We start from the raw sequence: 23,473 nt of genomic DNA on the forward strand, positions 1-23,473 counted from the left end.
CACCGCCGAGCCACGACGCTGTCGCCAGTGCCCTCACCGACGACAGGAGAGAAACGCCCATGCGTACCAACCACATCACCCGGAGTCTCGTGCGGATGGTCACCGCGGCCGGACTGGCCGCGGTGATCCTCGGCAGTGCCCTGACCCCGGCTCAGGCCACGTCACGTTGGGCGGTGGCGGCCTCCCCGGCGCCGGGTCAGCCGTACCAGCTGGTTCTCGAGTGGGGCCTGCGGTGTCTGGAAACCCCGCTCGAAAGCGACGGGGTGGACTTCCTGTTCCAGTGGCCGTGCCACGGCGGGAGCCACCAGGGATGGACGTTCGAGCCGGTCGAGCCGGCCGCCGCGGGGTACTTCCAGATCGTCTCGCAGTACGACGAGGGCTGCGTGACCGGCCTCGGCGCCGGCGGTGCCGACGTACGGAATCAGCCTTGCCGGCGAACCGCCGGTGAGCGCAAGTCCCGTCAGGAGTGGCGCCTGAGCCCGGTCCGGGACGGCTACTACGAGATCGTCAACCGCTACACCGGCCTGTGTATCGACATCCTGCACGGCGGCGACGGCAGCCACGCGGTGCAGTACGGATGCCACCGCGGCGGCAACCAGTTGTGGGCGCTGCGCTGACACCGGCGACAGTCCGGGCGGTGCCGGCGGGTCCGGCGCCGCCCGGCTCCGCGCCGGGGTCAGGTCTTGCGGGCGAGCAGGTGAACCGCCCGGAACTGGCGCGGGTCGGTGGGTTGCGGCTCGCACACCATCCGTGCCACCTCGGCCAGCCCGGACTCGCGAAGCAGCGCGGCGAGGTGGTCGGGCCACCACCGGTAGGCAGGCGCCACCTTGTGGTCGAAGACCTGCGTCGGATGGGACACGTCGTCGCTCGCCGAGAAGCCGACCAGAACGTGGCCGCCCGGCGCCAGCACACGATGGAACTCGGCCAGGACGACGGGCAGCTCGCGGGGCGGGGTGTGGATGATGGACCAGCGCGCGAGTACGCCGCCCAGCACGCCGTCGGCGACGTCGACCGCGGCCATCGTGCCCAGGTCGAAGCGCAGGTCCGGATAGGCCCGCCGGGCCGACGCGATCATCGCCGGAGAGGCGTCCACCCCGAACACCGCCAGCCCCAGTCCGCCGAGATGGGCGGTGACGTGGCCGGGGCCGCATCCCAGGTCCGCCACCCGGCCGTCCCCGGCGGCGCCGGCGACCTCGGCGAACGCGCTCACCATCGCGCGGTCCAGGGGACTGTCCCGCAGCGTGTCGCGGAACAGCCGCGCATAGGTGTCCGCGGCGGCGTCGTACGCCTCGACGGTGACGCTGAGGGCATCGCGTTCGGCCATGGTCGCGACAGTAGTTCCCGGCGTCCGGCCACCCGGCCCCGCCCCGGTCAGCTCCCGGCCCGCCGGTGCGCGGAACCCTCCGTGAGCATCCGGTGGGTGAGGTCGAACCGGGCCTGGGCCTGGTCCGCGCGTAGCCGCCCGCCGGCCTGCAGGGTGGCCAGGCCGTGCAGCGCCGACCAGGCGACCTCCGCCCGGGTGCCGTCGGCGTCGGGGAAGGCGTCGCGGAGCGCGGCGAACGCGCGCCGGAGCGGCGCGGGCGTGTCGTCGGCCGCGAAGGCCAGCCCGGAAGGCAGCGAGAACATCGCCTCGTAGACCCGGGGCTGGGCCACCGCGAAGTCCAGGTAGGCGCGCATCCGCGCGATCGGCGACACGTCCACCGCCGCGAGCGCGGCGGCGACGTCGCTGAAGCCCTGGAGCGCCACCGCGTCGATGAGCGCCTGGCGGCTGGCGAAGGCCGAGTAGAGCACCGGCTGGGTGACGCCGAGTTCCCCGGCGAGGCGGCGCATCGTGACGGCGGCCCAGCCGCCGGCCGCGGCGAGGTCGCGGGCGGCGCGGATCACCTGGTCACGCCGGAGCGCCAGGTCAGGAGCGGGTCGAGGAGACACACCGGCTAGTCTAGCATCGTTAGATAACGTCGCTAGGTTATTCCCTGGAGGGACCACGCATGCAGATCGCCGCGCTTTCGGTCGGGCTCGTCGCCTGTGTCGCCATCATGGTGATCGGCGGCCGCTTCCTGCTCACACCTCGCCGGGCCACGCGCGACTTCGGCGTCGCCGCGGACGATCTCCGCGCCCTGACCCAGATCAAGGGCGTCCGCGACATCGCCTCCGGGTTGGTGCTGATCGTCGTCTGGGCGGCCGCCGGTCGCACGGCGCTCGGCTGGGCGCTGATCGCCGCGGCCTGGACACCGACGGCGGACGCCGTCATCGTGGTCGCCAACGGCGGGAAGCCGGCCACCGCGCTGGGCATCCACGGAATCACGGCCGTCCTGCTCGTCGCGGCCGGCCTCGTCCTGGCCCTGGGGTGAGCGACGCACCCCCGCCGATCAGCGGCGGCGGGCGAGAACGAGCGCCGTGTCGACGAGCAGTGGCACCTCGTCGTCGAACAGGTCCGACAGCGCGGCCAGCAGGTCCCGGCGGGTCGGCGCCGGCAGCATCCGGAACTGTGACCGGGTCCGGGTCAGGCCGAGGTAGGCGGCCTTCGACACGGTGCGGCGCACCCGGTAGTGCCGGCTGGCGAGATCGCGGAACTCGGACCGGCGGGACAGCTCCTCCCCCGGCCACTGCCGCCAGACATCATCGGGTACGACCGGCTCGTCACGGATCACCACCGACGGCGCGTGGTCGGCGAAGACCCGCAGCATCGCCGCTCTCCGGGCCGGGTCGTCCACCCTCTCGTTGTTCCAGATCAGCGCCAGGGCGGCGGTGTCGGCGAGGGCGCCCGCCGCCCGCGCCCACCGCGACGACGGCTCGGTCCAGTGCCATGCCTCCGCGCTGAGCAGCAGTCCGAAGCGCTCGGCGGGCCGGAAGTCCTCGAACGTGCTGCGGACCACCTCGACACCGCGCATCCCGTCGATCCGGCGGGTGAGCACGTCGGCCATCGCCGCGTCCGGCTCCACCGCGACGATCGGCACCTCCCGCGCCGCGAACGCCACGGTCGCGCGGCCCGTGCCCGCGCCCACCTCCAGCGCCCGGCGACCACGGACCGCGGACCCGGCGTAGTCCAGCACATCGTCGACCAGGGCGGCCGGGTACGCCGGCCGGACGCGGTCGTAGTCGTCGGCGACCTCGCCGAAGACCCGGGCGGGATCGCGCCGGCCCGTTTCCGCCGGGAGCCCGGGCCGGGCGTCGTCTTCTCCGCTCACCGGGTCAGGTCATCCGGTCATGTCGCCGAAGTCGACCACGTCGGCCTCGGCCGGCGCCTTGATCTCCGGGAAGGTCTTGCCGAAGTCGGAGAACGTCATCATCTGGCCGTCGCCGTCCGGTGCCTCGATCCGCAGCGGGTACGGCTCACCGACCGTCGCGATGTACAGCGTGCCGCCCTCCCGGCCCTTGTCCACCAGGCCGATCGCCGGAATGCCGCCGATCTCCTTGGTCGCGCCCTTGGTGACCTTGCCGCTGCTCGTCAGCAGCTCGTCGATGCTGGCCGCGTTGAACAGCTCGCCGAGGCCCTCCTCCTCGGCCGGGATCTTGGCCCAGCGGTCCCCGATCAGCTTGGCCATGGTCTTGCCGTCCTTGGCGCTGCCGGTGCTCTCGGACCAGAACTGCCGGTCGCCCTTGAGGTACTGGTTGCCGCGGACGGAGAGCAGCTGCACCTTCGCCTTGCCCAGGTCCATCGTTCCGGCCATGTCCTTGCCGCTGACCTTGAAGTCGAGGCCCATCCGCTCACCCTCGGCATCGACCTTGCCGGTGAAGCGGTAGGACTTCACGCCCTTGATGGCGGCCCTGGCACGCTTGAGGATCTTGTCCGACGACAGCGCCGCGATGCCGTTGTCCACCGCGGCCGGTGCCGCCGACGGCGTTGCGGCCGGTGTCGTCGACGCCGCCGGCGCGGTCGCACCGGTCGCGGCGCCACCGTTGCCGTCGCTGTTGCAGCCGCTCAGCATGACCGCGGCGGTCGCCACCAGCGACACCGCGGCAAGCTTGTTCGTCCTGGCCCTCATCCGAGTTCCCCCGTCCATCGGCCATGGACGATATCGCAGTCGGTGCGGCCCGTCCGCCCGGTTTCGGTGTCGGCTTTCCGGCCGGAAGGTCGGCGCGGCGGGCGCGAGGAGGACGCGCCGCACCGCCGGTGAGCCGGCGGCGGGCACCGGTGCTTTCAGTCCGCGCGGCGGTAGTGCATGGCCATCGCACCGTTGCGGAGCGGATCCGCCGAGAGCAGCTCGAGCCGGCGCGTGCCGGGCAGCCCGCCCTGGTACAGCGTCGGGCCGTGGCCGGCGATCCGGGGATGGACGAGCAGCCGGTACTCGTCGATCAGGTCCAGCCGGTCGAGTTCGGTCGCGAGCGCGCCGCTGCCGAGAAGGACCCCGGCCGGGGTCGCGTCCTTGAGCTTCTGCACGCCCTCGCGCAGATCGCCGGTGAGGTGGTGGCTGTTGGACCACGGGAAGTCCGTGCGCGTCGACGACACCACGTACTTGGGTTTGGCGTCCAGCTTGACCGCCCACTCGCGCAGGGCCGGCGGTGCCTCCTCGTCGCCGCGGGCGACGGCCGGCCAGTAGCTCTCCATCATCTCGTAGGTGACGCGACCCCACAGCATCGCCCCGCCCGCGTCCAGGAGACGGGTGAAGAACGCGTGCGTCTCGTCGTCGGCGATCCCCTCCTGGTGGTCGACGCAACCGTCCAGGGTGACGTTGAGGCTGAAGGTGAGCAATCCCACGGCCGCGAGTCTAGCGCCCGCCGGGACGGGATCGCCGGCATCACCGTCTTCCGCGATCCGGCGTCGGCCGAGCGCCTCACCCCGCACTCCGCCCTGGTAGAAAGGCCGGATGGGGATGGACATCTATGACCGGTACGAGCGGGACGCGGACCGGTACCTGGCCACCTACGGCCTGCGCGTCGACGCCGGCCTGCTCCCGGCGGTCCGCGAGACCCTCGTCCGGGAGACCCGGCACGAGGCGGACACCTACGCCGGAACGGGCACCATCCCCGGCAACACCCAGCTGATGCGGATCTGCGCCGCGCAACTCTGGCACGCCGGCGCCGTCGAGGACGCCCTGCTGGTCCATCGGGCCCGCCGGACCAGCATGGACGCCTCCGGCACCGTGGACGGGCAACTGATGCTCGGCGCGGGCGTGGCCGAGACGACGGCGTACTGCACGGCGCTGGGCACCGCGGAGGCCCGCGAGATCCTCGAGGACATCGCCTGGCTGGCCGACTCCTACGATCCGGAGAGCTACGCGGCCGAACTGGACGCCTGGTACCGGGCGGACTGACCCGCCGGGCCGCCGGTCCGCAGGCATGCGCTGCGTTCGGGACCGGAGACCCGGCGGTGCCGGCGGGCGCTCAGCTGGTGATCGTGATCGGTACGGCGAGGGCCTGCCCACCGGTGGTCGCGATGATGCTGACCGTGGTGGTGGTGCCGGGGTTCGGCGTGGTCGGGCGCATGTCGAACGCCCCGGCCGCGTCGACGGTGGCGGTGGCGACCACCTGGCCCCGCAGGTCGGCGCCGAGCACGGCCGTGACCCGCTGCCCGGCCGCCAGGCTGCTCGTACCGGTGATCCGCCATTCGCCCCGGGTCCGGTAGCGCACCGTGAGGCCGGACAGCGCCTCGGCCTGCGCGTTCACCACGACCCGGTCGGTGCTGCTCCCGCTCGGGCCGCTGGCGGTCACCTCGAAGGCCGGCGGCGCGCTGTTCACCGTGTAGGCCGGGTTGGGGCCCGGCGCGGCCGGCAGGGCGATCTCCGGCATGGTGAAGGTCGGCCGTGCCGTGCCGGCTCCGGTCAGGGTGACCGCCGGCCCGGAGACCTGCCGCCAGGTCAGTGACGTGGCGCCCTGGCTGGCGGAGGCGTCCAGGGTGACGGTGCGGCCGCGGACCGCGGTCTGGTCCGGGCCGGCGTTGGCCACGGCCGGCACGACGGCGCCGACGACCGCGGTCACCGTCATCGGGTCGGAGACGCCGCCGGGACCGGTGACCACCAGCTGGAACGTGTAGGTGCCGACGGCGGCGGCCGCGAACGTGGCCCGGGCGGTGGTCGCGCCGGAAAGGGTCACCGCGGGTCCCCCGGTCTGCCGCCAGGCGTACGAGTCGATCGCGCCCAGCGACGCGCTCCCGTCCAGCGTGACGGTCTGGCCCACGAAGCCGTTCACCGGGGTCTGCGCGGACGCGACCGGGCGGTCGGGCTGCATGGCGGCGCCGGTGCCGACCACCGGGACCGTGGTGGTTCCGCCCTTCGAGGAGGTCACGGTGACGGTGGCCGGCGGCGCGAGGACGTCGGCGAAGGCGGTGGACGACAGCGCCCCGAAACCGGTCACGGTGAGGGCTCCGGGGGTGCTGTCCCGGTCGCTGGACTCGGCGGTCACGGTCAGCGTGTGCAGTCCGGCGTCGTATCCGGCCCGGGACACCGTGACCACGTCGGCGAGCGGGCGGGTCTTGCGGGTGGGCGGGTTGTCGCTGACGTTGACCACCTCCACGGCGGTACCGGCCGGCACCGAACCGGTCACCGGCAGCCGCCCGTAGTAGCGGCCGTCCTGGCCGCGCAGCCGGGTGGTGCGGAAGCCCAGCCCGGTGCTGCCGGTGACCTCGACGGCCTGGCCGGCCTCGGCGGTGGCGTACACCTCCACGAAGCCCTTACCGTCCGCTCCGACCGTGTAGGTCGCCTGGTCGATGGTGACCCCGGCGTTGGTCGCGTACCGGCCCTGCACGCTGAACAGGTCGGTCCGGCCGACCTCGGCCAGCACGGCGCCGGCCGCGTCGATGCGCTCGATCTTGACGAAGTTCGTGCCGTACGGGCTGCCGACGACCCGGTGATCCACCGCGGGGTCGCCGGTGTACCCGGCCGGTGCGGCCGGGGCGACCGCCGGATCCCACCGGAGGAACGGGCCGATCCGGCTGTTCAGGGCGCCGCCGAACGCGCCGGGCGTGGTGCCGATGTCCTCGGTGGAGTTGACCGCGCCGTCGGCGGAGACGATCTCGTCGATGCCGTACGGGTGGGTGATCCGGTACTTCTCGCCGGTCGGCGCCGGGAACCGGACCCGGACCCGGCCGAAGACCATCTGGTCCCCCTCGACGACCTCCTCCTGGGCCCAGGCTCCCTCCAGGTCCAGCCCGACGGTGGCGCGGGCCCCGCCGGTCAGGGTGAGTTCGGCGCCGGCGAGCTGGTAGAAGAACTCGCCCGGGAAGTTGTCCGGGTAGGAGACGGGTGCGCCGGGGTTCGGCACCTCGTCGGGCAGCGCCGAGCACAGCGGGTCGTCGAGCGTGGTGCAGGCCTCCAGCCGTACCCCGTTGCTGTCGGCGTACCAGGCCGGGAAGCCGTGTTCGGCCAGCGGTCCGGCCTTGGTCAGGCTGCCCTGCCGCGGCGTCGCGGGCGGGATCGCCACCGCCGAGGCGACGGCGGCCGCGGCCACGACGGTGACCGCCGCGGCGCCGGCCGCCACCAGGATCCTGGGTGCCGTTCTTCTCATTCGGGTCTCTCCGTGTCTCGTGCGCCGCGGTTCGGGCCGCGGCAGGGCGCCACGGCACCACGTGGTGCGGGGCCGTGAGCGGTGGGTTTCGTGGTCGTGTCCGAGGGACACCTCGACCGGGGGTCCGCTGTGGACGCGGACGTGGCACGGCCGGCGGTACGCGGCGACCGGGCCGGGCACCAGTCTGGACGGACGCGGCGGAACGGCGCGACGTCGCATGGGTGGATGCCCGGTCGTCCGATCGTTCATTTCGACATCGGTCGATCCGGGCCGCTAGCAGGGACGACGCCACGCGGCAACAGCTGCGGCCGGTTGTGGCAGAACACTGCCAGCTTTCCGGGTTGGCCGTTAGGACGACTACCGCGACGTAGGCGTCTATCTATCTTTGAAGCGCGCGAACCTCGGCGCCACGCTCGCTCGCTCCCGCTCTGGAGACCTCCTTGTCTGTCCGGTACCGCCTGATGCCGTTCGCCCGAACCGCGTCGGCCACCCTGCTCCTCAGCATCCTGCTCGCGTACCCGGCCGTCGGCCTGCTGCACCTGTGGCACCATGCCCCGGCGTCGCACGCCCACGCCACGACCGGCGGCGACGTCCGGCCCACCGGCCCCGGTGGCGGCCATGACCACGGCGCCGGGTCGGCTCCGCGCGACGCCGCCGGGCACGTCGACCACACCGCGATGGCCATCGTGTCGGGCCAGATGGACGGGCCCTCGGCGCCGACCAACGGGGCGCCGGCGCAGCACCGGACGGCGGGGACCCACGACGGTCCCGGGTCCGGCGCCGCCCCCTGGTGGCGGGACGCCGCTCTGGCCGTACCCGTCATCTTCGTGGCCCTGCTGCTCACCGCCGCGCTCGCCGGGGCCCTCACCCGGGCCCGCGGCCGGCGCTGGCGGCTGACCGAGGAGCCGGACGTCCCGGAGACCCGGGTCCGGCCCGCCTTCGGGGGTCCGTGGTGGACGGCGGCCGGCCGGGCCGTCGCGGCCGGGCTGGCGCTCGCCGTCGCGGCACCCGGTCACGGCGTGCTCTTCGGGGAACCGGCCGGCAGCGTCGAGGCGTACGTCCTGCGCGTCCTGCTGCTCTGCCTGCCGGTGACCGGCGCGGTCGCGCTGGCCGCACCGTTCCTCGCCCGGGCGGCCCGGGCGGTGCGGGCCGAGTGGCAGGTGGACGGACCCCGCCGTCCGCGGCGGGCGGTGTTCGCCGGCGCGCTCGGGTGTGTCCTGGCGGCGATGCCGGTGGTCGTCGTCGCCGGGCCGGCCCAGGCCGGCTCGGCCGCGGGCGTGTGCCCCGCCGGTGCGCGGTCCGTCACCTACGACATCGCCGCGTTCTCCCTGGTGATCCCGCTGAACGGGTGGGGTGACAAGCTGCCCGACGGTGCCGTGTACGCGCTCCGGGGCGCCGACGCCCGGGTCGGCAAGGCGCAGATCACGGCCAACCCGGCGCTGAGCGAGCCGCTGGTGGTCCGCGCGAACGTCGGGGACTGCGTGCGGGTCAATCTGCGCAACGACCTCGGTCACCGGGTCGGGCTGCACCCGGACGGGCTGGTGCAGTTCGACCCGGAGACGTCCGACGGTGCCCGGGTGGGCCGGAACCCGGACAGCACCGTGCCGCCCGGGGGAACCACCACCTACACCTGGTACGCCGACAAGCAGGGTGAGGCGCCGATCAGCGACATCGCCAACATCGACGCCGCCGACGACGAGCACACCTCGGTGCAGGACGGCCTCTACGGCGCGGTCGTGGTCCATCCGCAGGGTTCGGTGTGGACGAATCCCACCACCGGCGCGAACCTGCTCGACCCGGCCACCGGCCAGGTGGTGGAGTCGCGGGCCTTCGCGGACGTCGCCACGCCGGCCGGCGCGCTGCGCTCGTACGCGATGGTCCTGATGGATGAGAACGAGGACGTCAAGGACCGCAACGGCCGCCAGCCGACCTTCCCGACCACCGGGCTGCCGGACTCCACGTTCGGTATCAACTACCGCTCCGAGCCGCTGCGCAACCGCCTGCGCGCCATCCAGGAGCACCGCGGCACGAAGACGCCGGAGAACCCGTCCGGCACGGCTCGGACCGTCACCCTGCCGAACGGCCGGGTGATCACCCCGGCGGACCACTTCTGCGACGGGTACGTCCCGGAGCTGGGCAAGGTGGTCGCCGACCCGGGCGCCCGGTGCATGGGCGAGGAGTCGCACCTGCAGTCCTGGGTCTTCGGCGACGAGGGCAAACTGGTCCGCAAGCTGGCCAACGGCACCGTCGTGGTGGACTCGGACAACCTCATCCCGAAGGCGTACGTCGGTGACCCGGTGCAGTTCCACGTCGTGCACCCGGGCGCCAAGGAGACCCATCCGTGGCACCAGCACACCCAGCGCTGGTTCAAGGACCCGAACAACCCCGACTCGCCGCGCAACGACGTGCAGTCGATCGGCCCCGGCGAGGGGTACCGGATGGAGCTCGAGGGCGGCGCGGGCGGCGTGCAGCGCACCGCGGGCGACTCGGTCCTGCACTGCCACCTGTACCCGCACTTCGCCCAGGGCATGTGGGGACATCTGCGGATCTTCGACCGGCTCCGCAACGGCAGCCAGAGCTACGCCGACGGCACGCCGATCGAGGCGCTGCGCGAGCTGCCCGGCCGGGCCGGCCAGACCCCCGCGCCGACCGCCACGCAGCCCGGGTTCCCGCTGTTCGTGAAGGGCGACTTCGGCCAGCGTGCGTACCGGGCCCCGCTCGCCGTGGTCAAGGACGACTTCGCGGCCCTGCGCCGGCCCGGCGACGCACCGCGCGGGCCGACGGCGCTGGAGGCGGCCGGGCTGCCGGCACTGGACGCCGCCAAGCCGGGCAACGGGTACATCGACCCCTGTCCCAGCGGCGCCGCCACCCGGACGTACCGGCCACACGTCGTCGACGTGCCGATCGTCTACAACAGCGCCGGCTGGAAGGACAGACAGGGGCGGGTGTACGTCGAGGAGTCACAGGCCGCCGCGGTGCGGGCCGGCACCCGGCAACCCGAGCCGTTCACCATCCGGGCCCGGCTCGGCGAGTGCATCCAGGTCTACACCACCAACGACCTGCACCTGGACGAGGATCCCGCGGTGCCGCTGGACCACGTCAACCGGCTCGACGGCGACTTCATGCACACCGAGGAGACCAGCGAGGTCTCCACCCACGTCCACCTGGTGAAGTTCGACGAGCTCGGGTCGGACGGCACGAGCGTGGGCTGGAACTACAGCTCCAGCGCCATGCCCGGGCAGACCTACGGCTACCGCTGGTTCGTCGACCAGCCCCTGCGCACGGTGTTCTTCCACGACCACCAGTACGCCAACCTGCACCAGCAGAAGGGGCTGTTCGCCGCGCTGCACGTGGAACCCGCGGACGCCACCTGGCACGACCCGAAGACCGGCACGGCCACCGACGGCACCGGTACGGTCGCCGACATCCGCTCGGCCAGCGGCCCGGACTTCCGCGAGATCACCGTGTTCCACCAGGACCGCATCCCGATGTGGAAGAACAACGGCACCGGCGACCCGGTCAACCCGCCGCCCGCGGTCGACGACTACGGCGCGGACCAGGGCGGCTACGCCCTGAACTACCGCAACGAACCGTTCCAGATCCGCACCACGCCGAACGCCTCCGGGCCCAAGGGCGATCCCGCGTACGTGTACTCGTCGGCGGTGCACGGTGATCCGGCCACCCCGGTGTTCCGCGCCTATCCGGACGATCCGGTGGTCATCCGCAACGTCGACGGCGCCCACGAGGAGGTGCACACGTTCAACATCCACGGGCACCGGTGGCTGAACGAGCCGGACAATCCCGCCTCCACGGTGGTGGACACGCAGAGCCTGGCGCTGGCCGAGTACTACAACTACGAGGTGACCGGTTCCACGGTGAAGCGGAAACCACGCAACACCCCGGGCACGCTGAAACATGCGAAGAACGAGTCCGCCAACGGGGCGCCGAGCATCCTGAACGGCGGTGCCGGCCCGGCCGGCGACTACCTGTACGGTTCCACCCCGCTGGACGACCAGTGGCTCGGCATGTGGGGCATCTTCCGGGTGCCCGGCGGGAAGCTGGCCGACCTGCAGCAACTGCCCGATCAGAAGAACCCGGGCGGCGGTACGCAATGGCCGGCGATCAAGCCCGGTGAGGCCCTCACCGCTCCGCCGAGGCTGGTCAAGACGTGCCCGGCCCAGTCCGCGGACCGCACGTACGACATCGCCGCGATCCAGAAGGACATCGTCTACCACGCGGCCACCGGTGACCACGATCCGGCCGGTGCCCTGTACGTGCTGGCCGAGCACGAGGCGGCGGTGCGGGCCGGCACCCGGCCCACCGAACCGCTGTACCTGCGCGCCAACGCCGGCGACTGCCTCAAGGTGACGCTGACCAACAAGCTGCCCGCGGCCGGGTTGCCGGCGCACACCGGTGACGTACCGCTGCCGGCCGACGCGCCGTTCCCCCGGGGCAACCGGGTCTCGCTGCACCCGGCGCTCGTGGAGTACCTCACCACCAGCGCGGACGGGGCCACGGTCGGCTACAACTACGACCAGACCGTGGCACCCGGCGGCAGCATCACCGCCTACTGGTACGTACCGGAGGACCTGGCCGGCAGCACCGCGACCCTGGTCGACTTCGGTGACCGCCGCGGGCACCGCCACCACGGTCTCTTCGCCGGCCTGCTGATCGAGCCGAAGGGGTCCACCTGGTCCGATCCGGCGACCGGGGCGCCGATCGTCACCGGCCCCGCCGCGGTGATCCGGTGGACCGACGCCAACGGCCGGGCGCAGGTGTTCCGCGAGCACGCCCTGCAGTGGCAGGACGGACTCAACCTGCGCACCGCCACCGGCGCCGCGATCCCCCCGGCCGGCGATGTCGACGACCCGTACGAGCTGGGCAACCGTGGGGTGAACTACCGCACCGAGCGGTTCGCCCCGCGGCTGGCCCGGGACCCGGTGCAGGCCAACGTGCTCAGTTCCACCGTGCACGGTGACCCGGCGACGCCGGTGCTGCGGGCCTACACCGGTGACCCGGTGAAGGTCCGGCTGCTGATCAGCAGTGACCGGGGACGCGCGCACACCTTCGTGCTGAGCGGGCACGGGTGGAACTACCAGGCCGCCGACCCGGCGTCCACGGTGGTCAGCGCGCGTGGGGTGATGCTCGCCAGCCAGGCGTCGTCGCACGACCTCGTCGGCGGTGCCGGTGGGCCGCGGGGCACCAGCGGTGACTTCCTCTACCGCGACGGCAATCAGGTGAACCAGACCAATGCCGGGTTGTGGGGTCTGCTGCGGGTGCACAGCACACCGCAGACCGACCTGCTGCCGCTGCGGTGAACCGCCGGCGGGCGCCGGGACCGGTGCACCGGTTCCGGCGCCCGGGCGCGGATTCGGTCGCCGCGGTGGGCGTGCATCGGCATCGACGGGGTACGACGCTCCCGGGGCGTCCGGGGCTCGGCCCGGTGCAGGTCGCGGATAAGGGCGGTATGACCACTTCGAATCGCGCCGGGACGGACGAGGTCGTGGTGCTGGTCTCCGCCGTGCCCGACCGGCCGCGGCTGGGTGCCGCGCTCCGGGAGGCCGGCTATCGCGTCGCCCGGCCGGCGGCCTGGGCGGGCACCGCCCGCCCGCCGGTCCTGGTGACCGGCGACACCGTGGACGCGGACCGGCTCCGCTCCGAGGTGCTGGCCGCGGCCCCCGGTACCACCTGTGTGGTGCTGGTCCGGGATCCGGCGCCGGCCCGGTACTGGCAACTGCTGACGTCGGGCCAGACCGCGCTGCCGGCCGACTGCACGGATGCGGACGTGGTGTCCGCGGTCGGGGCGGCCGCCCGCGCACTGGTGTGCCTGCCGGCCGCCGTCGCGCGGGCCGGTTCCGGGCCGGACCACGAGCGGCCGGCGCTGAGTGGCGGGGAGACGTCCTGGCTGCGGGCACTGGCGGCGGGCGGGACGGTGGCCGGCCTGGCCCGCGCGGCCGGCTATTCCCAGCGCGAGATGTACCGCCGCCTGCGCGGCCTGTACGGCCGGATGGGCGCCGACAACCGCACCGAGGCGCTGCTCCGCGCGGACCGCTGGGGACTGCTCGGCCCGGCGGCCGAGCCGCGCGACCGTCGCGCGGACCCGCCCGGCGCCGCACGGCCGGGCACGGACATCGAGCCCGCTCGTGCGGGTTCAGTCGCCGGCCGGGGCCGGCGCGGCGGCGCGGCGCCCCCGGACGTGGCGTACGGCTTCGATGACGCCGGTCACCACGAACGCGAGCCCGACGCCGACCGCGATGCCGAGCAGCGTGTTCTCCCGGAACATGACGCCGCCGAGGTAGCCGGTCAGCGCGGTGTAGGCGCTCCAGCTCGAGGTGGCCAGCGCGGTGAACAGCAGGTAGTGCCGCAGCGGGTAGCCGACGAGGCCGGTGGACAGCGTGGCCAGGTAGCGGCCGACCGGGATGAACCGCGTGGTGACCAGGATGAAGCCGCCACGGCGGTCGAGTTCACGGGCGAACCAGTCGTGTGCCGCTCGTCGCCGGGAGCCGGGTGGCAGTCGCTTGAGGATCCGCGCACCCAACAGCCGTCCGGCGAGGTACGGGACGAGGTCGCCGAGGAACGCGCCGAGCGTCGTGGCCGCGATGACGAGCACGATGTTGGTGTGGTCGGTGGCGGCGTAGACCCCGGCGACGATCACGACGGGTTCGCTGGGGATCAGCGGGAGGAAGGAATCGAGCAGGGAGACCGCGATGAGCACCCCGTACAGCCACGGTGAGGTGATGAGCGACTCGGCCAGCCGCAGCCAGTCGATCACCGGCCGCCGCCGACGGTGCGCAGGTGCGGAGTGATGGTCACAGCGAGGGTCCTTAGTGGTCGGGCGTCAGAGGTCGACGGCGAGGCGGGACGACCGCGCGCGGGAGACGCAGCTGTACATGCGCCCGGGCGGGGCGCCGATGTCGTCGCGGTGCTCCGGCTCGCCGTCGACGACGGCGATCTCGCAGCTGCCGCAGACCCCTTCCCGGCATCCGGACGGGATCTGGTGACCGGCGTGCTGCAGTGCGTTCAGCAGGGACTCCTCGGCACCGACGTCGACGTCCTGTCCGGAGCGGACGCAGCGCACCTGGAAGGGCCGGTTGGCGGCGAACGTCCGGGCCGCCGGCCGGAACCGTTCGAGGTGCAGCCGCGGCGAGGGGAACGCCGCCGCCGCCGCGTCGAGCATCGGTGCGGGGCCACAGCAGTAGACCAGCGCCCGCGGGCCGAGGGCGGCCGCCAGCGCGCCCAGGTCGGGCCGGCCGCGTTCCCCGGTGGGGTGGACGGTCACCCGGTCGCCGTAGCGGGCCCGCAGGTCGTCGGCGAACGGCATGGTGGTGGCCGACCGGCCGGCGTACACCAGCGTCGCGGTGCTGCCCGCCGCGGTGGCCGCGGCCAGCATCGGCAGAATCGGGGTGATGCCGATCCCACCGGCCAGGAACAGATACTCCGGCGCGGGCCGCAACGGGAAGTGGTTGCGGGGCAACGACACGTCGAGCGGGCGGCCGGTGCGCAGGAAGCGGTGGACGTACTCCGAGCCACCGCGGCTGAGCCGGTCGTGCCGGACGGCCACGCGGTACCCATCACGGTCGGCCGGGTCCCCGCACAGTGAGTACTGCCGGGTCAGCCAGTTGGGCAGGGCGAGGTCGATGTGGGCGCCGGGTTCCCAGGGCGCCAGCGGGCCGGCGGCACCGCGCAGGACGAGCGACACGACGCCGTCGGCGACCGGCTCGATCCGTTCCAGAACTGTTCGCTGCATCTCCGGATCGCCTCAGTACAGCTGCCGGTAGTCGGCTTCGAGGATCTTCTCCGCGTCCGCCGGGTCCATGTCGAGTTCCATCTGGTCGACCGCGATCTGGCCGATGGACGGCACCTCCCCCGCCAGCGCCTGGCTCGCCGGGTCCCACAGCCGGGAGCGGATCAGCGCCCGTCCACAGTGGAAGTACGCCTCGGCCACCTCCATCACGATGGCGAGCTGCGCGTCCCGGCCCTCGATCTGCATCCGGGCCAGCACGTCCGGTTCGTCGGTGGGATAGCCGCGGCCGTTGACCCGCAACACCTCGCGCACGCCGGGGACGACGAACATCAGCCCGATCCCGTCGTTCTCGGCGAGATTGCGGAACGAGTCGGCGATGTTGTTGCCCGGGCGGTCCGGAATCGCGACGGTACGCTCGTCGAGCACCTTGACGAATCCCGGATAGTCGCCGCGCGGTGTGCAGTCGGGCCGGCCGTGCGCGTCCGAGGTGGCCATCGCCAGGAACGGGGCATGCGCGATGAACCGGCGCGAGTGGTGGTCGAGGTGGTCGCGCTTCTTCGCCCTGACCATCGCGTCGGGCTCGCCGATCCGGGCGCGCACCTCGTCGAGGGACACCCGGCGGGGCCGGGTCCGGCGGATACTTGTGCTGCTCATGGCACAATTATGAGTAATCACTCAATTGTCCCGCTACTCGCTTTCACCTCGATTCCCTGGGGGCGCCATGCCGTCGGAGCCGCGCAGACTTCAGCCACGTAAACAGCCCCGCCAGGTGCGGGCCGAACTGACCCGGCAGCGCGTCCTGACCGCGGCTGCTCACATTTTCGCCGAGTACGGCTATGCCGCCGGCACCACGAACCGGATCGCCGAGCGGGCCCGGATCTCGATCGGCTCGCTGTACCAGTACTACCCGAACAAGGACGCGATCCTGGCCGAGCTGATGACCCGCCACCTCCACAGTGTCCGGGTCACCGGTACCTACCGTGACCAGTCAGACCTGCCCGACTCGCTCGAGGACATCATCCGGATGTTCGTCCGCACGAAGATCGAGAACCACCTGGACGACCCGGAACTGCTGCGGATCATGTACGAGCAGGCGCCCCGTACCGGCGAGCTGCTCGACCGGGTCACCCGGCAGGAGCAGGAGATGGTCGACGACCTGCGGGACCTGATCGACCGGCACCCCGAGGTCCGGGTCGAGGACCGGGACACCGCCGCCCGCCTCGCCACGGCGGCCCTCGGGCCGATCGTGCACCACCTCGTGGCGGCACCGAACTCCGTCGACGTGACCCGGCTGGAGGACGAGCTGACCGCGATGATCACCGGCTATCTGCGCGGTTCCGGTCAGGGCGGCGGGAGGACCACGCCACGCTCGGCGTAGAAGCGGCCGAAGTCGTCCGGGCCGACCACCGCGAAGCGTTGCGACCGGTCCGGCAGTCCGGACGGGTTGTGCAGCACGAGGTCGCCGGCCGGCGTCACGTCCATAACGAGCACCAGGTGGCCGCCGCGGGCGGGCGGCTCCGGGGCGAGCGAACGGATGCTGGGGTGGACGGACGCCATGACCAGGGCGCCGGTCCGGACCCGGCGGGTCAGGTCGGCGAGGGGCAGCGGGGCGGCGACCTCGGCGGGCAGGGCCCATCGCCGCCGCACGTAGCGGACGAACGGCTCGTACAGCAGGCCGTCGACCCGCTGCGCGTCGCGCTGGACGTACGCACCGGCCGCCACGCACTCCCGGACCAGCACCAGCGACGGCGGCGGCGACGTACCCCGGTGGCTCAGCACCATGCGCAGGCAGGCCACCCCGCACGCCCGCCAGGACCAGAAGTCGTACTCCTCCGCCGATTCGGCGCCGGAGGCCGGCCATCGTGGGTCGGCCGCGGCCGACACGGTGCCGGCCAGCAGCGCGGGAACGAGGTCGGCGGACTCCCACTGCGAGAAGTACGGCACCTGCGGGAGCGAGCGGTGCGGGGCGACCGGCGTCTCAGGGCTCATGCGTGAAGTCATCCCATGCTCGTGGCGACACGTTCCCGCCCGAGGCTACGCACACCGCGCGGCGTCGCGGATCAGGCTCGCGCAGCGCCGCCGCCAGGGCCGCCGCACCGGCCCCCTCCACCCGGATGCCGGCCTCGTCGTGCAGGATCCGCATCGCCCGCCGCAGTTCGGCGTCGGTCACCGTCTGCACCGGCAGGCCGTAGTCCGCGCAGACCTCGAAGGTCACCCGGCCCACGGCACGGACCATCAGTCCCTCCGCGAAACCCGACGCGCGGCGGAGCGTCAGCCGCCGCCCGGCGCGCAGCGACCGTTGCATCGCCGGTGCGTCCGCGTGTTCCACGCCCACCACCCGCACCGGCCGCGCGCCCCACTCCCGGATCGCGGCACTCACCAGGCCACCGCCGCCGACCGGTACGTACAGGGTGTCGGGCCGGCCCCCGGCGGTCTCGATCTCGCGGAACAGGGTCCGGTGGCCGGCGATGATCTCCTCGTCGTCGAAGCTGTGCACGAACGTCGCGCCGACCGCGGCGGCGTACCCCCGGGCCTCGGCCTCGCAGGCGTCGTAGTCGCCCTGCCGCAGCAGGATGGTGGCTCCGCAGTTCCGGGCGTTGGCGATCTTCTTCGCCGGCGTGGTGTCCGGAAGGAAGACGACCAGCGGCCACCGCATGGCCGCCGCCGCGTGCGCGAGACCGGCGGCGTGGTTGCCGGTCGAGGCGGTGACCAGTTGCCGGCCGGCCGCGCACCGGCTCAGCTTGTGGAAGCTGCCCCGGTACTTGAACGCCCCGGAGATCTGCTTCGTCTCGTCCTTGATCAGGAGCCGGCCCCAGCCGTGCCGCGGCAGATCCACCAGCGGGGTCACGATCGGTTCCGTCAGCCGGTCCGCGCGCCGGCCGGCGACGGACCGCGTACCCACGGGTCCGCCTGCCCGATTCCTCGAAGCCGCCACCGTCGTCCCCCTCAGGCCGGGACGCCCGAGGGCGCGGGATCGCGGTGGATGTCGTAGCGCAGCTCCTTGATCCGCCGGCGGCGGACCCGGTCCGCCGCGGCCGAGATCGCCACCACGTCGGCGACCGTCAGGCCCACCTCGCGGAGCATCCGGGGGAACAGGCTGTGCCGCATCAGGCCGGGCAGCGTGTTGACCTCGAGGAAGAACACGTCGGTGCCGCGGACGAGGTAGTCGAACCGGGCGAAGAGGAAGATGTCGAGGGCGTCGAACAGCCGCTCGGAGATCGTCTGCAGGCGCTTCGCGGTCGGGCCGTCCGGCACCACGTCGACGGCGGCGCCGCCGTGCCGGTGTTTCGCCTGATGCCCGAAGAAGGCGTCCGGCGCGTCGATGCGCAGCACCGGGAGCCTGGTCGCGTGCGCCGGCGTGCGGAGTACGCCGCAGGTCATCTCGACTCCTTGGACGTATTCCTGGACGAGCACCTGGTCGTCGTACGGGAAGATCTGCGCGCAGCGGTACCGCAAGGTCGCCTCGTCGTAGTCGGTGAGCAGCCTGGTGTGCAGCGAGGCGCCCATCCGGTTGGGCTTCACCACCAGCGGTGCGCCGTCCATCGCGGTCAGGATCTCCGCGACGCGGGCCGGGTCGCCCGGCCGCACGAGCCAGGATCTCGGCGTACGGATCTGCGGTTCCAGGCCGCGGGCCACGACGGCCTGGAGCAGCTTGTTCATACCGAGCGCCGACGGCAGCACCGGCCCGAAGCTGCCTCCGACGCCGAGAATCTCGGCCAGGCCCTGCCAGCAGCCGTCCTCCCCCTCCGTGCCGTGGAGCAGCGAGAACACGTGACCCGGTGCTCGCCGGAGGAATTCGAGCGCGGCATTCAGGGTGAGCGGAATCCCCTCCCGGAGGGTCGCCTCGCCGGTGGGCCACGGAGGCCCGGTGAACAGCCGGAATGACAGGTCCCGGTCGACGTACAACACACCGGTGAGCGCGACCTCGGCGGATCGCGTCAGTTCGTCCAGCACATTTTCGTAGCCGCATACGGAGGCGTCGTGTTCCGTGCTGCGCCCGCCGACGAGAAGGATGACATCGGTCTTCATCTGGTGGCCCCTTAACGAGAGATCCGCTGACGCGGGGAATGCCGGGCGGGGCCCACGGCGACTCCGTGGTCGCGTCCACCGCCTCGCATCCATCACCCTCGCCGGTCCGGCCACCTGGGGATACCGGCCGGGAAAAGGCCGTACAACGTCGTACGCGCCGGCCCGGTCCGCTCAGCGCGGGCAGGGCGGGCGGTGCGGCAGGTCCGGGACGTACTTCGCCCACTCGGCGGCGCTGACCGGGTCACCGGCCACGGCGCAGACATACGCCGCGACGGCGTCCGGATCGGTGTTCCACAACTGCGCCGTGCCGTCCGCGCCGCTCGTCGCCAGAACGTTCCGGTCCGTGCCGAACGCCGCGGAATACGCGGCGCCGGAATGCGCTGCGATCTTCGCGATCAGTGCCGGGCGGCGCTTTTCCGCCACGTTCCACAGCCACACCGTGCCGTCACCGGCGGCGGCCGCCAGCGTGCGCCCGTCGGCGCTGTAGGCCAGGCCGTAGACGTAGTTGCTGGGGCCGCCCAACGGCCGTCCGAGCGACACCGGGGCGGCGGGGTCGGCGACGTCCCAGAACCGGACCGTGTTGTCCGCTCCGCCGACCGCCAGCGTCCGGCCGTCCGGGCTGAAGGTCACCGCGAAGGCGTAGTTCGTGGGGCCGGACAACGGCTTGCCCAGCGGGACCGGCCGCGCCGGATCGCGGATGTCCCACAGCCTGATGGTCTTGTCCGCGCTGCCGGCGGCGAGCAGGCGCCCGTCCGGGCTGAAGGCCGGTGAGTAGACGTAGTTGGTGAAGCCGGTGAGCGGCCGGCCGAGCCGGACCGGCTGGTGGCGCCGGGTGAGGTTCCACAGGGAGACGGTCCGGTCGTCGCTGGCCACGGCGAGAACGGTCCCGCCGGGGCTGAACGACAGACCCTGGATGCCCGCCGTGTGGCCGGTCAGTCGTACCGGTATCGGGACCGGCGACGCCGGGTCGGCGACGTCCCAGAGCTGGACGCTGCCGTCCACCGCACCGACGGCCAGCGTCCGCGCGTCCGGGCTGAGCGCGCCGGCTCCGGACGCCCGGTCGGTCCTGCTCGCGTCCGTCAACCGGGCACCGAGCGGGGTCGGGTTGCGGGGGTCCGCGACGTTCCAGAGTCGGGCGGTGTCGTCGTCGCCGGCGGTGGCCAGGATGCGGTCGCCGGCGCCGAACACGGCACCGAAGACCTCTCCGGTGTGGCCGGTCATCGTGGGCCCGGGGAGCGTCCAGATCCGGACGGTGCCGTCGGCGGCGCTGGAGGCCACGGACCGGTCGTTCAGGAAGACCGCACCGGTGACCGGGGCCGGGTGGGGCAGCTGGGCGCTGACCCGCCGGGCGGCCGCGTCCCAGATCCACAGCTTGCCGTCCGAACTGGCCGCCGCCAGGCTGCGCCCGTCCGGGCTGTAGGTCACCGAGTTGATCCAGCTCTGCGGGCCGTCGAGCGGCCCGGCGACCGGCTTCGGCGTTGCCGGGCTCCGCACGTCCCACAGCCGGACGGTGCCGTCCGCGCTGCCGGCGACGAGGGTGTGCCCGTCCGGCCGGAACGCCACCGAGAACACCGCCTTGCGCGGCCCGGTGAGCGGCCGTCCGAGGGCGACCGGTGCGGCCGGATTCGTGACGTCCCACAGCCGGACCGACCGGTCCCGGCTGCCCGCGGCCAGCAGGCGCCCGTCCGGGCTGAACGCCACCGAGTGCACGGAGTCGCCCGCGCCGGTGATCGGGCCGCCCAGTGCGACCGGGCCCGAACCGGACAGCGTCCAGAGACGGACCGCCCGGTCCGCGCCGCCGGAGGCCAGCAGCCGGCCGTCCGGGCTGAACGCGAGCGCGTACACGGTGCCACCGGTGCCGGCCGGACGCGCGCCGGGCGGAGCGGCGCGGGCGGGCCGCCCGGCGTCCCAGAGGCGGATCGTGCGGTCCCCGCTCCCGCTGGCGAGCGTGCGGCCGTCCGGGCTGAACGCCACGGCGTAGACGGTGTCGGTGTGCCCGGCGCGCGGCCGGTCGAGCGCGGCCGGCCGGCCCGGGGTGGTCAGGTCCCACAGCCGGACGGCGAAGTCCGCACCGCCCGCGGCGAGCAACCGCCGGTCCGGGCTGACGGCGACCGACTGCACGACGCCGGGAGGGCCCACCAGCCGGCTCGCGGACGGGGTGCGGTACGACTCGAGAAGGCCGGCGGTGGCCTCCGGGGTCCGCGCCACCCGGTACGCGGCGAGCGACAACTGCATGGCCAGCGACACGTCGGTGCCGCGCAGCTGGTTCGCCGTGATCGCCATCTGGCGCGAGACGGCCATGTCGCGTTGGGTGTCGGCCGCGGCCCGCTGCCGGAACGCGTAGCCGGCCGAGGAGACGGCCACCAGGAACAGCACGGTCAGCGCGGCGACCAGTTTGTACAGTCGCCGCGTCCGGCGCCGTTCGGCGCGCCGTTCGGCCGACTGCTGGTCGGCACTCGCCTCGAGGAACTCCCGTTCCAAGGGGTTGAGGTCGTCCAGGCGACCGGGTTCGGCGGTCCATTCCACGGCCGCGGTGAGACGGGTCCCCCGGTACAACGCGTGCGGGTCACGGCCGGCGTCCCGCCACGCCTCGGCGGCCGCGGTCAGCTGCCGGTGCGCGCGCAGGCCGGCCCGGTCGTCGTCGATCCATTCGCGCAGCCGCGGCCAGGCCAGCAGCAGAGCCTCATGGGTGACCTCCAGCCGGTCCGCGTTCGCCGTGATCAGCCGCTGCCGGATGAACTCGTCCAGCATCAGCTGCGCGTCGGCGCCGGCCGGCAGTTCGCTCCGGAACACCCGGCGGCGGGTGTCGGCCGCGTCGTCGGAGATGTTCACCATCCGGAGCAGGACCCGGCGGGCGAGGCGCTGCTGAGCCGGTCCCAGCGCGCCGTACGCGGCCTCGGCGGTACCGGCGACAGCGCCCTGGATCCGGCCGGTCCCGCGATAGTCCACGACGGTCAACCGGCCGCGGTTCCCGCGCTCCCAGGTCGCGCGCAGGGCATGCGACAGCAGCGGGAGCGCCCCGGCGTCGTGGGCGGCCGGGGCCCCGCCGTTCGCGGCCGGCGCCACGTCGTTCAGGAGCAGTTCGACCAGCCCGTCCTCCACGTCGAGCCGGGCGCGGCGAGCCGGCTCGACGATGGCCTGCCGCAGCTCGGTGGCGGTCATCGGGCCCACCACCACCTGCGCCTGCTGCAGCGCGGGCGCGAGTGGGGGGTCCCGCAACCGGAGCGTGTGGTCGTAGAAGTCCGCGCGGAGCCCGAGCACGACCAGCGCCGCCGGCGGCGATCCCGGCTCGTTCGGCGGCGACCGCGGATCCGCCGGGGCGGCGGGTTCGGACAGCGTGCGGAGCGCCGCCACGAACCGGCTCCGCTCCCCCTCGTCCACCTCCGCGGCGAAGATCTCCTCGAACTGGTCCACCACGACGACGGCGCGCCGGCCGGTGCCTGCGGCGGGCTCCGCCGGTGCGCGGAGCATCGCGGCGACGGATGCCGGGTCGTCGCGGAGCGCGTCGTGGAGCTCCGGCGCGCCGCGGTCCACCACGGCGGCCAGCTGCCCGGCCAGCTCCCGCAACGGCGCCGTCCCCGGGGTGAGGAGCAGCACCGGCCAGTCCGCCGAGCCCGGGAGACCGAGTCGGCCGGCGCGCAGTGCCGGAATCATCCCGGCGCGCAGCAGGGAGGACTTGCCGGACCCGGACGGGCCGACCACGACCAGCGGGCCGCCCCACCGGTGCCGCTCGACGAGGTGCCCGACCAGCGACTCGGTGAGCGCCTCCCGCCCGTAGAACCACTGGGCGTGCTCGGGCTGGTAACTCTCCAGGCCCCGGTACGGAGCCGGGGTGCCCGCCGGTCGCCGGCCCGGGGCCGGGCGGATCCGGACCAGCGCCCGTTGCCACTGGTCGACGACGGCGGCGTCGCTGATCCCGCACGCGGCCAGGATGCCGCGCAGCTGATCAGCCGGCTTGAGCGGGGGAAGGTGGCGGCCGGCGAAGTAGCCACCCAGGGTGGCGGACGGGATGCCCGTCCGCCTCCCCACGTCGCGCACGGTCAGCCCGGCCTCGATCCGGACCGCCGTCAGCGCGTCGGCGAACTCCTGGCGGGTCCGGATGCCGGCGAGGTCCAGGCGATGGGACGGACCGGCCGGCTCGTCGGGCACCTGCGCTCTCCGTTTCTCCGACCACGCGGGGGTACGGCTCGCGATGCGGTGCGGCGGACCCAGCGTACGTTCCCGGCTCGCCGGTCCCCGGCGGCTGTGTCGGCTTCC

Annotated in this window: 18 protein-coding genes; 5 read left to right on the forward strand and 13 right to left on the reverse strand. The window is 73.5% G+C overall.

Going from position 1 to position 23,473, the window contains the following annotated elements:
• Positions 1 to 59 precede the first annotated feature (59 nt).
• Positions 60 to 617, forward strand: coding sequence for an RICIN domain-containing protein (locus LDL48_RS00770; RefSeq protein WP_225252972.1), 558 nt, complete (start codon positions 60 to 62; stop codon positions 615 to 617).
• A 59-nt stretch (positions 618 to 676) separates the two neighbouring features.
• Here the strand turns inward: LDL48_RS00770 and LDL48_RS00775 are convergent, their stop codons facing one another.
• The gene (locus tag LDL48_RS00775; protein ID WP_225252973.1) at positions 677 to 1,324 is read right to left on the reverse strand and encodes a class I SAM-dependent methyltransferase; all 648 of its coding nucleotides are present in this window, start codon (positions 1,322 to 1,324) and stop codon (positions 677 to 679) included.
• Positions 1,325 to 1,371: 47 nt separating this feature from the next.
• Positions 1,372 to 1,929 carry a TetR/AcrR family transcriptional regulator gene (locus LDL48_RS00780; RefSeq protein ID WP_225252974.1) on the reverse strand — a complete coding sequence of 186 codons (558 nt, stop codon included), beginning with the start codon at positions 1,927 to 1,929 and terminating at the stop codon, positions 1,372 to 1,374.
• Positions 1,930 to 1,988: 59 nt separating this feature from the next.
• Between LDL48_RS00780 and LDL48_RS00785 the strand changes: the two genes are divergently transcribed.
• Positions 1,989 to 2,351 carry a DUF4267 domain-containing protein gene (locus LDL48_RS00785; RefSeq protein WP_225252975.1) on the forward strand — a complete coding sequence of 121 codons (363 nt, stop codon included), beginning with the start codon at positions 1,989 to 1,991 and terminating at the stop codon, positions 2,349 to 2,351.
• A gap of 18 nt (positions 2,352 to 2,369) precedes the next feature.
• On the opposite strand, the gene LDL48_RS00790 is transcribed toward LDL48_RS00785, so the two are convergent.
• The 3 genes from LDL48_RS00790 to LDL48_RS00800 form a co-directional block, all read right to left on the reverse strand.
• Positions 2,370 to 3,188 (reverse strand): class I SAM-dependent methyltransferase, encoded by an 819-nt coding sequence (locus LDL48_RS00790; RefSeq protein ID WP_225252976.1) that lies wholly within the window; start codon positions 3,186 to 3,188, stop codon positions 2,370 to 2,372.
• A gap of 9 nt (positions 3,189 to 3,197) precedes the next feature.
• Entirely contained in the window at positions 3,198 to 3,986 is a 789-nt protein-coding gene (locus tag LDL48_RS00795) for a hypothetical protein (protein WP_225252977.1), read from the reverse strand.
• Positions 3,987 to 4,141: 155 nt separating this feature from the next.
• The gene (locus LDL48_RS00800; RefSeq protein ID WP_225252978.1) at positions 4,142 to 4,699 is read right to left on the reverse strand and encodes a dihydrofolate reductase family protein; all 558 of its coding nucleotides are present in this window, start codon (positions 4,697 to 4,699) and stop codon (positions 4,142 to 4,144) included.
• 109 nt (positions 4,700 to 4,808) lie between these two features.
• On the opposite strand from LDL48_RS00800, the gene LDL48_RS00805 reads away from it, so the two are divergent.
• Positions 4,809 to 5,255: a hypothetical protein gene (locus LDL48_RS00805; RefSeq protein ID WP_225252979.1), complete on the forward strand. Its 447-nt coding sequence runs from the start codon at positions 4,809 to 4,811 to the stop codon at positions 5,253 to 5,255.
• Between the two features lie 70 nt (positions 5,256 to 5,325).
• On the opposite strand, the gene LDL48_RS00810 is transcribed toward LDL48_RS00805, so the two are convergent.
• Entirely contained in the window at positions 5,326 to 7,443 is a 2,118-nt protein-coding gene (locus tag LDL48_RS00810) for a PKD domain-containing protein (protein ID WP_225252980.1), read from the reverse strand.
• A gap of 461 nt (positions 7,444 to 7,904) precedes the next feature.
• Here LDL48_RS00810 and LDL48_RS00815 point away from each other — a divergent pair, with 461 nt between their 5' ends.
• A complete protein-coding gene (locus LDL48_RS00815; protein WP_225252981.1) occupies positions 7,905 to 12,761 on the forward strand; it encodes a multicopper oxidase domain-containing protein in 4,857 nt (1,618 codons plus the stop codon).
• Positions 12,762 to 13,594: 833 nt separating this feature from the next.
• Here the strand turns inward: LDL48_RS00815 and LDL48_RS00820 are convergent.
• The 3 genes from LDL48_RS00820 to LDL48_RS00830 form a co-directional block, all read right to left on the reverse strand.
• Positions 13,595 to 14,215: a DedA family protein gene (locus tag LDL48_RS00820; RefSeq protein WP_225252982.1), complete on the reverse strand. Its 621-nt coding sequence runs from the start codon at positions 14,213 to 14,215 to the stop codon at positions 13,595 to 13,597.
• Positions 14,216 to 14,281: 66 nt separating this feature from the next.
• A complete protein-coding gene (locus LDL48_RS00825; RefSeq protein WP_225252983.1) occupies positions 14,282 to 15,190 on the reverse strand; it encodes a PDR/VanB family oxidoreductase in 909 nt (302 codons plus the stop codon).
• 12 nt (positions 15,191 to 15,202) lie between these two features.
• Positions 15,203 to 15,841 (reverse strand): MSMEG_1061 family FMN-dependent PPOX-type flavoprotein, encoded by a 639-nt coding sequence (locus LDL48_RS00830; protein WP_225252984.1) that lies wholly within the window; start codon positions 15,839 to 15,841, stop codon positions 15,203 to 15,205.
• A 115-nt stretch (positions 15,842 to 15,956) separates the two neighbouring features.
• On the opposite strand from LDL48_RS00830, the gene LDL48_RS00835 reads away from it, so the two are divergent.
• Positions 15,957 to 16,565 carry a TetR/AcrR family transcriptional regulator gene (locus tag LDL48_RS00835; protein WP_225252985.1) on the forward strand — a complete coding sequence of 203 codons (609 nt, stop codon included), beginning with the start codon at positions 15,957 to 15,959 and terminating at the stop codon, positions 16,563 to 16,565.
• On the opposite strand, the gene LDL48_RS00840 is transcribed toward LDL48_RS00835, so the two are convergent.
• The 4 genes from LDL48_RS00840 to LDL48_RS00855 all read right to left on the reverse strand — a co-directional run bounded on the left by LDL48_RS00840 (position 16,529) and on the right by LDL48_RS00855 (position 23,365).
• On the reverse strand, positions 16,529 to 17,176 hold the full coding sequence (locus LDL48_RS00840; protein WP_225252986.1) for a cysteine peptidase family C39 domain-containing protein: 648 nt from the start codon (positions 17,174 to 17,176) through the stop codon (positions 16,529 to 16,531). The two genes, LDL48_RS00835 and LDL48_RS00840, sit on opposite strands and share 37 nt — an antisense overlap.
• Entirely contained in the window at positions 17,166 to 18,089 is a 924-nt protein-coding gene (locus tag LDL48_RS00845; protein ID WP_225252987.1) for a threonine ammonia-lyase, read from the reverse strand. The genes LDL48_RS00840 and LDL48_RS00845 overlap by 11 nt, the downstream gene beginning before the upstream one ends.
• A gap of 44 nt (positions 18,090 to 18,133) precedes the next feature.
• Positions 18,134 to 19,216 (reverse strand): D-alanine--D-alanine ligase family protein, encoded by a 1,083-nt coding sequence (locus LDL48_RS00850; RefSeq protein ID WP_225252988.1) that lies wholly within the window; start codon positions 19,214 to 19,216, stop codon positions 18,134 to 18,136.
• 171 nt (positions 19,217 to 19,387) lie between these two features.
• Positions 19,388 to 23,365 carry an nSTAND1 domain-containing NTPase gene (locus LDL48_RS00855; protein WP_225252989.1) on the reverse strand — a complete coding sequence of 1,326 codons (3,978 nt, stop codon included), beginning with the start codon at positions 23,363 to 23,365 and terminating at the stop codon, positions 19,388 to 19,390.
• Positions 23,366 to 23,473 lie beyond the last annotated feature (108 nt).

Source organism: Jidongwangia harbinensis, from assembly GCF_020216025.1.
GTDB lineage: Bacteria > Actinomycetota > Actinomycetes > Mycobacteriales > Micromonosporaceae > Actinoplanes > Actinoplanes harbinensis.

Excerpts from the sequence above, each read along its gene's own strand:
- LDL48_RS00775 (WP_225252973.1), bottom strand. The coding sequence starts at position 1,324 with ATGGCCGAACGCGATGCCCTCAGCGTCACCGTCGAGGCGTACGACGCC.
- LDL48_RS00850 (WP_225252988.1), bottom strand. The coding sequence starts at position 19,216 with ATGAAGACCGATGTCATCCTTCTCGTCGGCGGGCGCAGCACGGAACAC.
- LDL48_RS00825 (WP_225252983.1), bottom strand. The coding sequence starts at position 15,190 with ATGCAGCGAACAGTTCTGGAACGGATCGAGCCGGTCGCCGACGGCGTC.
- LDL48_RS00810 (WP_225252980.1), bottom strand. The coding sequence starts at position 7,443 with ATGAGAAGAACGGCACCCAGGATCCTGGTGGCGGCCGGCGCCGCGGCG.
- LDL48_RS00805 (WP_225252979.1), top strand. The coding sequence starts at position 4,809 with ATGGGGATGGACATCTATGACCGGTACGAGCGGGACGCGGACCGGTAC.
- LDL48_RS00795 (WP_225252977.1), bottom strand. The coding sequence starts at position 3,986 with ATGAGGGCCAGGACGAACAAGCTTGCCGCGGTGTCGCTGGTGGCGACC.
- LDL48_RS00770 (WP_225252972.1), top strand. The coding sequence starts at position 60 with ATGCGTACCAACCACATCACCCGGAGTCTCGTGCGGATGGTCACCGCG.
- LDL48_RS00785 (WP_225252975.1), top strand. The coding sequence starts at position 1,989 with ATGCAGATCGCCGCGCTTTCGGTCGGGCTCGTCGCCTGTGTCGCCATC.
- LDL48_RS00815 (WP_225252981.1), top strand. The coding sequence starts at position 7,905 with ATGCCGTTCGCCCGAACCGCGTCGGCCACCCTGCTCCTCAGCATCCTG.
- LDL48_RS00840 (WP_225252986.1), bottom strand. The coding sequence starts at position 17,176 with ATGAGCCCTGAGACGCCGGTCGCCCCGCACCGCTCGCTCCCGCAGGTG.
- LDL48_RS00830 (WP_225252984.1), bottom strand. The coding sequence starts at position 15,841 with ATGAGCAGCACAAGTATCCGCCGGACCCGGCCCCGCCGGGTGTCCCTC.